Genomic DNA, 9,109 nt, shown 5'->3' with positions numbered 1-9,109 from the left:
GCGCGGCCCCGGAATGACGACGCAGAGCTGTCTGCCCCTCCGATACAACTCATATCCGATAGCCCAGCCGCTTGCGGGGAGAGATGTCCGGCAGGACAGTGAGGGGCAGTGCGGGTGGACGAACAGTTCTGTCGTCGGCCGGACCCTACGCCGCGTAGCGGCTCAATCCGAGCTCCTTCACCTCGATCTCCGGCATCCCGCCGGAGATGATGTCGGCCAGCACGCGGCCGGAGCCGCACGACATGGTCCAGCCCAGCGTGCCGTGGCCGGTGCTGAGATAGAGGTTGCCGTATTTCGTGCCGCCGATGATCGGCGGGCCGTCCGGCGTCATCGGCCGGAGCCCGCACCAGAACGTGGCGCCTTCCAGGTCGCCGCCCTGCGGGAACAGGTCGCCGACCGAATGCAGCAGCGTCGCCTTGCGGCTGTCGTGCAGGCGCAGGTCGAAGCCCGCGATCTCCGCCGTGCCGCCGGCGCGGATGCGGTTGCCCAACCGGGTGATCGCCACCTTGTAGGTCTCGTCCATGACGGTCGATACCGGCGCGCCGCTCGCGTCGCGGATCGGCACGGTGATCGAATAGCCCTTGATCGGATAGACCGGCAGCGACAGGCCGAGCGGGCGCACCAGCTTCGGCGAATGGCTGCCCAGCGCCACGACATAGGCATCGGCGGTGAGCAGCCCCGCGCTGGTGGCGACGCCGGCGATCTTTCCGCCCTCGGCGACGATCCGCTCGATCGTCGTGCCGAATTTGAAGGTCACGCCGCGTCCGGCGGCATGCGAGGCGAGCCGCTCGGTGAACATCTGGCAGTCGCCGGTCTCGTCGCCCGGCAGGCGCAGGCCGCCGACGAATTTGCCCTTCACCCTGGCCAGAGCCGGCTCCGCGGCGATGCAGCCGGCCGGGTCCAGCACCTCGAACGGCACGCCGAACTGTTTCAGCACCTCGATGTCGCCGATGATCCCATCGAGCTGTTTTTGCGTGCGGAAAAGCTGCAGCGTGCCTTGGCTGCGCTCGTCATAGGCGATGCCGGTCGAGGCCCTGAGCTCGCGCAGGCAGTCGCGCGCATATTCGGCGATCGGCACCATGCGCGCCTTGTTGACCGCATAGCGCGCCGAGGTGCAGTTGCGCAGCATGCGGAACACCCAGCTCCACATGGCCGGATCGAGCGCTGGGCGGATCACCAGCGGCCCGTGCTTCATCAGGAGCCACTTGATCGCCTTGACCGGCACGCCGGGACCGGCCCAGGGCGAGGAGTAGCCGGGCGACACCTCGCCGGCATTGGCGAAGCTGGTCTCCAGCGCCGGCCCGCTCTGGCGGTCGACGACCGTCACCTCGTGGCCGGCCTCCGCGAGATAGTGCGCGGCGGTCACGCCGATGACGCCGCTGCCGAGGATCAAGACTTTCATTGCCGCCCCAAAAATTCCGTCCGGCCGCTCAGCCGTTCTTGTAAACCCGATGAAACCGCCGCCCGAGGCTGGTGAGAATCTCGTAACCGATGGTGCCGGCCTGCGCCGCCACCTCGTCGACCGTCTGGTGCTCGCCGATCAGCTCGACCAGCGCGCCGGGCGCGAGCGCGCCCTGCGGCAGGGCGGAAATGTCGAGGATGATCGAATCCATCGACACGCGGCCGACGAAGGGCAGCCGCGCGCCGTCGAAGAAGGCGGCCGATGCCGCCCGCCGGTGCCAGCCGTCGGCATAGCCCAGCGCGATGGTGGCGACCTGCATGCGGCGATCGGCCCGCGCGGCATGGCCGTAGCCGATGCCGGTGTCGGGCTCGATGATGCGCGTCTGGATGACCTTGGCGTCGAGCCGCACCACCGGCGCCATCGGATTGGGCAGGCCCGGCGTCGGATTGATGCCGTAGAGCGCCGCCCCGGGCCGTGCCAGGTCGAACGGGTGGTCGGTCCCGAGAAAGATGCCGGCGGAATTGGCGAGGGAGCGCGGTGCCGCCGGCAGCTTTTGCGCCAGCGCCTCGAAGGCGGCACGCTGCGCGCCGTTGCTCGCCTCATGCGGCTCGTCCGCTCTGGCGAAATGGCTCATCACCAGCTTCACCTCGATCCCGGCGAAAGCGTCGGGGTCGGCGGCCAGCCGCTCCACCTCCTGCGGCGGCATGCCGAGGCGGGCCATGCCGCTGTCGACCTGGACGGCTGCCGGCAGGGTGCGGCCGCAAGCTGCCGCCTTGCCGCGCCAGGCGGCGAGCTGCGCCGCGCTGTTGATCACCGGCACCAGGCCGGCGGCGATGCAGGCCTCCTCCGCTCCCGGCGGAAGGCCGTTGAGGACATGGATGTCCGGCGCTGCGCCGAGGATTTTCCGCAGCACGATGCCTTCGCCGACATGGGCGACGAAGAAGCTGTCGCAGCCTTCCCGGACAAGCGCCGGCGCCACCTTGTCGGCACCGAGACCGTAGGCATCGGCCTTCACCACGGCGGCGCAACGCTTCCCGCCCAGCCGGTCACGCAGCAGGCGGTAGTTGGCGCGGATGGCGCCGAGGTCGATCGTCAGGATCGCTCCGGCCAGATCGGCATCGCATGTCGTGAATGACGGCAGCGCGTCCAAGAGTCCTGTCCCCCACTTTCCGGGCCCCACCGGCCTGAACGAGGCGCAAGATACAGCGGGTCCGGTGCAAAATCCTGCAATTGTTCAGGAGGGATACGATGCTCTCAGCAAGATTCGTGTCATCAAGACAGAAGATGCGCGGCTTTCTTGCCGCTAACCGGCGCGAGCTTGAAACGATGCACGCCATTCCGACGCGCAATCCACGAATCCTTGCAGAATCCGATCGGTGTGGAAGGCTGGGTGCCGAGCACCCCCTCTCCGTCTCGGGCTTCGCCCTCGGCACTTCTCCCCCTCTTCGTGGGGGCGAGGAACCCAAGCTGGAGGAGCGTCGGCCCTCGGCACGGCAGCAAGCATCAGCGCCGCCGCCGCCGCGAGCCCGGGGCGTGGCCTCATGCGACGAGGTGACGGAAGGCGGCTACCACCTCGACATAGGTGTGGCGCTTGAACGGCACGATCAGGTCGGGCAGCTCGGCCATCGGCCTCCACGCCCAGGCGTCGAACTCCGCCTTGTGGCCGCCCGGCGGCGGGTTGATCGCGATCTCGCGCTCGTCGCCCTCGAAGCGCAGCGCGAACCATTTTTGCGTCTGGCCGCGATATCTGCCCTTGAAGGCGACGCCGACCAGATGCGGCGGCAGGTCGTATTTTATCCAATGAGGCGCCTCCGCCAGCAGCGAGATGCTTTTGATGCCGGTCTCCTCGTAGAGCTCGCGCAGGGCTGCCGGATACGGGTCCTCGCCGTCGTCGATGCCGCCCTGCGGCATCTGCCACAGCATCGTCGTGCCGGCGAACTCGGTGTCCGGCTCGGCGATGCGGTGGCCGGTCCACACCAGCCCGTCGCGGTTGAGCACCATGACGCCAACGCAGGGCCGGTAGGGCAGGGTTTCGGGATCGACGGGTTTTTTCGATTTGGGCATCGCAGGTCCGGACGAATCTATGGGCGCAAGCGCCGATCTATAGCAGCAACGCCTGAGATTTATGAACGGCCAGGCCCCTACCGCTCCGGATCGCTCGCCAGCGCCGAGACGGGCACGATCTCGATGCCGCGCTTCTTCGCCTCGGCGACCCAGGACGTCACCGCCTCCACGGTCTCGCCGAACACCGAGCCGGTGCCGATGGCAAAACCCTTGGCGCGTGCCATGCGCTCCAGTTCGTCGAGCTTCTGCAGGATGGCGCGGCGGTCGCGGGTGGCGTCGATGGCGGCGTCGCCGACGGCCAGCGGCACGCCGTTCTTCAGCGCCAGCTCCGGGGCGACGCTGCGGGCCGAGGAGCCGTCGTCGAGATAGGCGAGGCCGCGCTTGCCGAGTTCGGCAAGGAGCGGCTGCATGGCCGCCTGGTCGGCCGAGAAACGCGCGCCCATGAAATTCATCACGCCGGTGTAGTTGGTGGTGCGCGACAGCGCCCAGCGCAGCCGTTTCAGGTTCTCCGCCGCGCCGGCCTCGACCGTCAGCGTGTTGCGGCCCGGATCGACGTTCGGGTAGTCGAACGGCTCCAGCGGCACCTGCATGACGATCTCGTGGCCCTTGCGCCGCGCCTCCTGCATCCAGCGGCCGATGCTGTTGCCCTGCGGCGAGAAGGCGAGCGTCACCTCCGCCGGCAGGTCGGCGATCGCCGCCTGCGTGCCGGTCTGCGAGATGGCGAAGCCGCCGAGCACGATGGCGACGCGGGCGCCGCGCGCGCGCGACCACGGCCGCGCATAGACGTCGAAGGGCCGCCGGCCGTCGGCGGCGCGTACCGGCAGCGGCCCGGTCGGGCTGTCCTCGATCAGGTCGCGCTCGGGCAGGTGGGCGACCCGCAGGTTCTGGCCGACCGCCGAGGGATCGCGGATCACGACCACGCCGTTCGGCGCCGGCCGCTTCTCCGGATCGACCTGGATGATCTTGGGGCCGTCGGCAGGCGGAGCGGCGGCGGCGGCGGAAGATGCCGGAGCGACCTCTGCAACTTCGGGCGTGGTGGTGACGACCGGCGCGGGCTGGCGGAACGGCTTTTCGCGCAGCGCGATCGACAGGGCGGCGCCGACGATGGCGACAACCGCCAGGCCGGAGACCACAGCTCCGGCCGAGACCGGCCGGCGGGCGGCCGGGCGCGCACCGGCGGACTGCCCGAGCGGGCGGTCGATTTCCTTATCCGTCAACGACACGGCGATGCCCTTTGCCCATCCCCCGTTCAGGCAAATCCCGCCTCCGGCCGGAGGCGGGTACGCTCGCCGATTCCGAAAGGGCGGCGAAGTCTTCGCCGCCCTCGAACGCTACTGGTTGAGAACCGCCCGGTCCGGATTGGGCGGGAAGGCCGGGTCCGTCTTTACGCCGCGCAGCAGGTCGAGCGCGTAGCCGAGCTGGATGTCGTCCTTCGGATCCGGCGGCACGTAGGCGGCCGAGCCGGAGCCGGCGTCGCTCTCCTCGACGCCCTTGATGTGGCCCTTCAGGTCCGATTCGCCACGCGACACGTCGGCACCCTTGAGGTCCTCCGGCAGCGGCTGGTCGACCTTGATGTCGGGCGTGATGCCCTTGCCCTGGATCGATTTGCCGGACGGCGTGTAATAGAGCGCCGTGGTGAGCCTGAGCGCGCCGTTCTCGCCGAGCGGGATGATCGTCTGCACCGAACCCTTGCCGAAGGACTGGGTGCCGACCACGGTGGCGCGGCGGTGGTCCTGCAGGGCGCCCGCGACGATCTCCGAAGCGCTCGCCGAACCGCCGTTGATCAGCACCACCAGCGGCTTGCCGTCGATGTCGTCGCCGGCCCGCGAGTCGAAGCGGGTCACGTCCTTCGGATCGCGGCCGCGCGTCGAGACGATCTCGCCGCGGTCGAGGAAGGCGTCGGAGACGCTGACCGCCTGGTCGAGCAGGCCGCCCGGATTGAGCCTCAGATCGAGCACGTAGCCCTTGAGCTTGTCGTCGGGCACGTCCTTCCTGATCTCCTTGATGGCGTTTTCCAGGTCGTCGAAAGTCTTTTCGGTGAAGGAGGTGATCTTCATGTAGCCGATGTCGTTCTCGACACGGAACTTGACCGCCTTGACCTTGATGATGTCGCGCACGATCGTCAGCTCGAGCGGCTTGTCGGCGCCCTCGCGCAAAATGGTCAGCTTGATCGGCGTGTTGACCAGGCCGCGCATCTTCTCGACCGCGTCGTTCAGCGTCATGCCGCGCACCTCGGTGCCGTCGATCGCCGAGATGTAGTCGCCGGCGCGCACGCCCGCCTTGGCGGCCGGGGTGTCGTCGATCGGCGTGATCACCTTGACCAGCTCGTTCTCCATGGTGACCTCGATGCCGAGGCCGCCGAACTCGCCCTTGGTTTGGACGCGCATGTCCTTGGCGGCGTCCGGATTGAGGTAGGAGGAGTGCGGATCGAGCGAGGTGAGCATGCCGTTGATGGCGCTTTCGACCAGCGCCTTCTCTTCCGGCGGCGTCACATACTGGGCGCGCACCCGCTCGAAGATGTCGCCGAAGATCGCCAGCTGCTTGTATGTCTCGGAGCCCGCCGCGTTCGCCGTCGTCCCCGCCGCGCCGTAGACCAGGCCCATGGCGGAGGCGCCCATCAGCGCGCCGGCAAACAGAAGCGACAATTTACGTATCATTTCCTGTCCTTCCAGAAACACGCTCCGCCCACCAGGGTGAGGGATCGACGGGTTTTCCATCCTTCCGGAACTCGACATAGAGTTCCGGCCCATTCGTCACACTGCTTGCCAGGGTGCTCGCCACCCTGGCTTCCCCCATCGCTCCCACCGGCTCTCCCGCCATCACCGATCGGCCGAGCGCGACGGTGATTCTGTCCATCCCCGCCAGCACGACATGATAGCCGTCGCCGGCGTCGAGGATCAAGAGTTGTCCATAAGAGCGGAACGGACCCGCATAGAGCACCTTGCCGTCGGCGGGCGCCGTGACGATTGCGCCCGATTGTGTCGCAACCATGTCGCCCTGCATCACGCCGCCGTTATCGTCCTTGCTGCCGAAACGGTACCTGAAGCGGCCGTTGACCGGCGTCGCGAGCTGCCCGCGCAGCGCCGCGAAGGGCAGCGACACCATGGCGCGGTTGTTCTCGGGCAGCGCGGCGATCTCCGCCTCGCGCTCGAGGATCTTGCGCTTGGCGGCACGCGCGGCTTCCGCCGCGGCGCGATCCTTGGCCGCCTGCTGCTCCAGCGCGGCGATCAGCTCCTTCAGGCTGCCGGCCTTGGCCGCCAGATCCTCGGAGCGCCGCTGCTCGGCGGCGAGCTCGGACTCGGTCTCGCTCTGCAGCTTCTGCTTGGCCTCCAGCAGCAAGGCAAGCCGCTGCTTCTCCGCCAGCTGCTCGGTGACGGAGGCGGTCAGGCGCGCGCGTTCGGCCTCGATCGAGCCGGTGATGCGGTTCATCTCCGCCATCTCGACCATCAGAACTTCGGTCTCCTGCCGAAGTTCCGGCACGACGGCGCCGAGCAGCACGGCGCTGCGCACCGATGACAGGGCGTCTTCCGGCTTGACCAGGATCGCCGGCGGCGGGTTTAGGCCCATGCGCTGCAGCGCGCCCAGCACTTCGGCAAGCACGCCGCGGCGGGCGGCGAGCGAAGCGCGCACCGTGTCGGCCTGGCCGTTCAGATCCTGCAGCCTGGCCGAGATCTCGTCGATGTCCTGGCCGAGCTTCTTCTCGGTCTTGGCGGCCTGGATGAGCGCGGCGGTGATCGAGGTATAATCCTGCCTCACCCCGGCGATCTCGGCCGCGAGCTTTTCCATGCGCTCCGCCGACAGCTCGATCTCGCGGGCGACGGCATCGTACTCGCTGCGCTTGGTGGCGGCGGGATCGGCTTCGGCGGTGGCAGGCGCGGCGTCGGAGCCGTCCGCATCACGGGCTCCCACCGGGGCGGCGGCAAGCAACAGCACGGCCGCTGCAACCGCGCCGCGGCGGAGCATGTCCGCAAACCCTTTTCCCGATTCTGTCATGCTGCCGGAACGCACACTCCAAACGCTGCGCAATCTAGCGGCCCGGTCGTTAACGGACCATCAACCATACCGTGATCGCCCCGCAGATCACCGTTTCGGACAGGATCTTGTCGAGAATAGGGGCGGTGTGGAGGTTGTTGGGGATGTCCTGCCGGCGGCTCCGGATGAAAAGCCTCAACCGCCGGAGCACTTCGCCGCTGGTACGGCTTGGATCCTAGGGTCTCCGCACTCGCTGCGCTCGCGCTCCGCCCTAGGATGACGAATTCGTGGGCGTCTCCGCCAATCGCCGACGTTGGCGACTGGCGGAGACGCCCTTTTCCTTCGTCATCCTAGGGCGGAGCCGGAGCGCAGCGGAGGCGCAGACCTAGGATCCATGCCGTACCGGCGGTGACATGCTCCGGCGGTTGAGAATCTCCGGGCGTGATGCCAACCACCATCTCGCGAGGGTGCTCCTCGCACGCCCTACCACCCCAGTCCTCGGAACAGCTCATGCCATTCCGGATTCGCCTTCTCGATCAGCTCGATCTTCCACTGCCGCGGCCACCGCTTCAGCGATTTCTCCCTCTGGATGGCGTCGCGGACGTCGAAATACTCTTCATACCAGACGAGCCGCTAGACACCGTAGCGCGCCGAGAAGCGCGAACCCTGTCCGGACTTGTGCTCGGGCATGCGCCGGCCGAGATCGTTGGTCACGCCGATATAGATGGTGCCGCGCTTCTGGCTGGCGGTCATGTAGACATAGCCGGTCATGACGGGATGGTAGCTCGGCCGGGAGCCGACGCAAGATCGACCTGTGTCTGCGTCTCCGGAGCACTTCGCCACCGGTACGGCATGGATCCTAGGGTCTGCGCCTCCGCTTCGCTCCGGCTCCGCCCTAGGATGACGAATGTGAAAAGCGTTTCCGCCAATCTCTCGCGTTGGCGATTAACCGCGAACTCCATTGCCTTCGTCATCCTAGGGCGAAGCAGGCCGAAGGCCGTCGCGGAGACCCTAGGATCCATGCCGTACCGGTGGCGAAGTGCTCCGGCGGCGCATAAGAACTTCCAAGCTGTACCAGTCAAACCGCTCCATCGGTTCCGAAGGACAGACAGTCGCGAGACCCGCCGCCCTTCACGCCCGATGATACGGGTGCCCCGAAAGAATCGTCGTTGCCCGGTAGAGCTGCTCGGCCAGCATGATGCGCACCATCTGGTGCGGCCAGGTGAGCGCGCTGAGCGACCACACCAGATCCGCCCGCTGGCGCAGGCGCTCCTCGTGGCCGTCCGGGCCGCCGATGGCGAACACCGCCAGGCGCCGGCCGTCGTCGCGCAGCGAGGCTAGCCGCTCGGCAAACTGCGGAGAGGAGAAGGTCTTGCCGCGCTCGTCGAGCAGCACCAGCGCGGCCTTGTCGTCGGCGAAGGCGAGCAGGCGTTCCGCTTCCTCGCGGGCGCGCTCGGCTGCGCTTGCGCCGCGGCCCTCGGCGATCTCGGTCAGGCCGGCGAAATCGAGGCCCACCGCCGGACCGCTCCTGGCGAAGCGGTCGAGATAGCGCGTGGCCAAATCCCTCTCGGGGCCGGCCTTCATGCGGCCCACGGCAAAAACGGCGATCTTCATCGCCGCCTGCTTACAGGCGGTGGCCGCCCGCCGCCAGTCCCGGCGCCGCCTGGCCGC

General features: G+C 68.1%; 7 protein-coding genes and 1 pseudogene. All 8 read right to left on the bottom strand.

Annotation, left to right across the window (positions count from 1 at the left end; translation table 11 throughout):
• Positions 1–145: 145 nt before the first annotated feature.
• The 8 genes and pseudogenes from AC5JDC_RS08210 to rlmH all read right to left on the bottom strand — a co-directional run bounded on the left by AC5JDC_RS08210 (position 146) and on the right by rlmH (position 9,052).
• The gene (locus AC5JDC_RS08210) at positions 146–1,402 is read right to left on the bottom strand and encodes a D-amino acid dehydrogenase (RefSeq protein WP_495840731.1); all 1,257 of its coding nucleotides are present in this window, start codon (positions 1,400–1,402) and stop codon (positions 146–148) included.
• 28 nt (positions 1,403–1,430) lie between these two features.
• On the bottom strand, positions 1,431–2,552 hold the full coding sequence (alr, locus tag AC5JDC_RS08205; protein ID WP_495840729.1) for an alanine racemase: 1,122 nt from the start codon (positions 2,550–2,552) through the stop codon (positions 1,431–1,433).
• Positions 2,553–2,941: 389 nt separating this feature from the next.
• The gene (locus AC5JDC_RS08200) at positions 2,942–3,466 is read right to left on the bottom strand and encodes an RNA pyrophosphohydrolase (protein WP_495840727.1); all 525 of its coding nucleotides are present in this window, start codon (positions 3,464–3,466) and stop codon (positions 2,942–2,944) included.
• 77 nt (positions 3,467–3,543) lie between these two features.
• Positions 3,544–4,689, bottom strand: coding sequence for a divergent polysaccharide deacetylase family protein (locus AC5JDC_RS08195; protein WP_495840725.1), 1,146 nt, complete (start codon positions 4,687–4,689; stop codon positions 3,544–3,546).
• 108 nt (positions 4,690–4,797) lie between these two features.
• Positions 4,798–6,123 (bottom strand): S41 family peptidase, encoded by a 1,326-nt coding sequence (locus AC5JDC_RS08190; RefSeq protein ID WP_106773028.1) that lies wholly within the window; start codon positions 6,121–6,123, stop codon positions 4,798–4,800.
• Positions 6,113–7,429: a murein hydrolase activator EnvC family protein gene (locus tag AC5JDC_RS08185; protein WP_495840723.1), complete on the bottom strand. Its 1,317-nt coding sequence runs from the start codon at positions 7,427–7,429 to the stop codon at positions 6,113–6,115. The genes AC5JDC_RS08190 and AC5JDC_RS08185 overlap by 11 nt, the downstream gene beginning before the upstream one ends.
• A 492-nt stretch (positions 7,430–7,921) precedes the next feature.
• Positions 7,922–8,209: pseudogene (locus AC5JDC_RS08180) on the bottom strand (GIY-YIG nuclease family protein).
• Between the two features lie 360 nt (positions 8,210–8,569).
• Entirely contained in the window at positions 8,570–9,052 is a 483-nt protein-coding gene (gene rlmH / locus AC5JDC_RS08175; RefSeq protein ID WP_495840721.1) for a 23S rRNA (pseudouridine(1915)-N(3))-methyltransferase RlmH, read from the bottom strand.
• Positions 9,053–9,109 lie beyond the last annotated feature (57 nt).

The organism is Kumtagia sp. (assembly GCF_059502445.1).
This window is presented reverse-complemented; position numbering and strand designations above follow the sequence as displayed.